Genomic DNA, 862 nt, shown 5'->3' with positions numbered 1-862 from the left:
CTATCCTTCACACCAATAACGAATCGCTCGGTCTCAATTCGTTCAAAGCTGGGCTGTAGACTAATCTGCTGCAAGCGATGCTTCAAGGGCTTATCGACAAGTGGCATTTTTTGTAGGGAAATCGGCTGTCGCCTTTGTTTGCGAAAAAAATACGGTGACACACCAAACTGCTTCTTAAAGGAACGACTAAACGAAGCCTGAGAATCAAACTGGTAGTCTAGTGAAATTTCGAAAATAGATCGCTCTGTTTGTAAAAGGCAGATGGCCGCTTCTGTAAGTCTTCGCTTCCGAATATAATCACCGATTGTCTCACCCGTGCATTCGTAAAAAATTCGATGAAAGTGATAGTACGAGAAATTTACTAGGCGGGCCACCTCATCTGCCTGTAAGGGCTTATCGAGATGCTGTTCTATGTAGTCAATGGCCGTTTCAATTTCTTTGCCATAGGATGCCAAGCCTCGTTCTCCTCTCTATCACATTGTTTTTTCTACCAAAAATGAGCGGGAACAATCCCTTGCGGAAGAGCTACCTCAATGTCTGAAAAAGCAAGCTTTTCCCCCACAGACAACGTATGCCAGTCGTTGTGAAGCGGGGAGCCGTAGCAGACCTCTATCGTTTTTGCTGTTACGTCAAAGAGCATGGAGCGCAGCGTCCCAAAATACTCCTGATAGTAATGCGTGCTTAAGCCCTGTGGATATTCCCGGTTCATGAAAGCAAGCAAATCTGCTTTCTCTAATAGCTCATCGCCTCGAAGTACACTCTCTAATAGCTGTTGACGAATGAGTGAGTTGTGCATGCGGTGTGTAGATAGATGCTCCAATTCTGAAAATAACACATGGTTGGTAGCAATCAGGTAAGGAGT

Annotated in this window: 2 protein-coding genes; both read right to left on the bottom strand. The window is 44.9% G+C overall.

Annotation, left to right across the window (positions count from 1 at the left end; translation table 11 throughout):
* On the bottom strand, window positions 1-455 hold a 455-nt coding region (locus AYJ08_RS05770), incomplete at its 3' end, for a helix-turn-helix domain-containing protein (protein WP_157452797.1).
* Window positions 456-487: 32 nt separating this feature from the next.
* The coding region (locus tag AYJ08_RS05765) for a carcinine hydrolase/isopenicillin-N N-acyltransferase family protein (protein ID WP_231929014.1) at window positions 488-862 on the bottom strand (375 nt) is incomplete at its 5' end.

The organism is Brevibacillus sp. SKDU10, from assembly GCF_001645205.1.
GTDB lineage: Bacteria > Bacillota > Bacilli > Brevibacillales > Brevibacillaceae > Brevibacillus_B > Brevibacillus_B halotolerans.
Note: the sequence above shows the minus strand (reverse complement) of the source record. Positions and strands in the feature narration are given on the sequence as shown.